At 49.0% G+C, this 1,523-nt stretch carries 2 protein-coding genes; both read left to right on the top strand.

Annotated elements, in window-relative coordinates:
• Positions 1-237: type VI secretion system tube protein TssD (gene tssD / locus AC4IFO_RS22820; RefSeq protein ID WP_490737827.1), on the top strand; the 237-nt coding region annotated here is incomplete at its 5' end.
• 69 nt (positions 238-306) lie between these two features.
• A partial coding sequence (locus AC4IFO_RS22815) for a type VI secretion system Vgr family protein (protein ID WP_490737826.1) occupies positions 307-1,523 on the top strand: 1,217 nt, incomplete at its 3' end.

Genomic DNA, 1,523 nt, shown 5'->3' with positions numbered 1-1,523 from the left:
GAACTGAAATGGTACCGCACGTCGGTTGAAGGTAAACAAGAGCATTTCTTCACGACTACGTTAACTGATGCAACCATCGTTAATATTGATTGCCAAATGCCGCACTGCCAAGACCCTGCGAAAGCGGATTTCACCCAGCTTATCGAAGTGTCTCTATCTTACCGTAAAGTAGACTGGGAACACACCGTTGCTGGCACATCGGGTGCTGATGACTGGCGCGCACCGCTCGAGTCTTAATCCTTTTTTTTGCGAGCCTTTCGGGGCTCGTTTGCATTTTTGGCTTTTTTCCCCGCAGAGGATACTCATATGTCTTGGACAGACCCGAAGAAAAACAGACGGCTCGGCAGCCCCGAAAATAACCCACTGATTCACGGTGGCGGATACACAGGTGGCAGAACCTATGCACAAGACCAAGCCCTGCAAGCAGCACATGGGGAACTTTTAGACCGGATAGCCAGTGGCGAACTTGGCACAGGATTGGTATTCACCTGTACGATTGGTGGGCTACCTGAAAACACCTTTCAGGTCACGCAGTTCGATTTGCAAGAAGGGCTTTCCCAACTCTTTTCATTGTCGATTCAGGCAGTCAGTCCATTACCCGAGATTGATTTTCAAACGGTGTTGGGTGCAGCTTCTTCGTTGACCGTAAAACGAGATGGAAAAATCCTTCGTACCGTACAAGGCTTGTTGGCGAGTGCAGAGCAAGGCAATACCGATGGCGTAAAAACGTGGTATCACTTTGTGATACGCCCTGAAATGTGGGTGATGACACTTAAGCAAGATAGCCGAATTTTTCAAGATATGACGGTACCTCAAGTCCTTAAAGTGTTACTGGATGAAGCGCGTGTGAAACACGATATGCAGTTTTACCACCCCGAAGAACACCTAAAACGCGAGTACATTACCCAAAAGCGCGAAACGATGTATGAATTCTGGTGTCGCCTTGCTGCTGAAGAAGGGATTAATTACTGGTTCGAAGAAGGCCCTCAACTGTTTTACAGTGACCGCCATTTAGGCATGAAAGCGGGGATATCCCTCACCTACAATCCGCAATCTGAAACGGATATCACCGACAGTACCGCTACGACATGGCGTTATGCGGAGCAGTTGTGCAGCGATATTCGTGTGGATAAAGATTATAACCAACTTAGGCCGTCTTACCCACTGAGCCACCAAGTCACGGGCGAGGTTCATCAGCAACATGAGGTGTTTGAAAGCTACGGGCGTTTTCAAGAGGATGCACAGGGGCAACCTTTTAACCAAATCCGCTACGAGCAATCGCAAAACCAACGTCAAGTCGGCTCTGCAACCACGAACTGTATTGAATTAGCGCCGGGGCGTATTTTTACCTTGTCTAACCACCCGAGTGCGCGTATGAACACCACATGGCAGGTGATAAGTGTCTCTCATCATGGCGTGCAACCCCTTGCGGATAACAGTGGCGGTGAAGGGACTCAGATGAGTAACCAGCTTTCCTTTATTCCCAGTACGCAAGAGTGGCGTCCCCCTTACCGTTTTAAACC

The organism is Providencia sp. UF-224 (assembly GCF_058245955.1).
The sequence above is the reverse complement of the archived record's forward strand: the minus strand, read 5'-3'. Positions and strand labels throughout refer to the sequence as shown.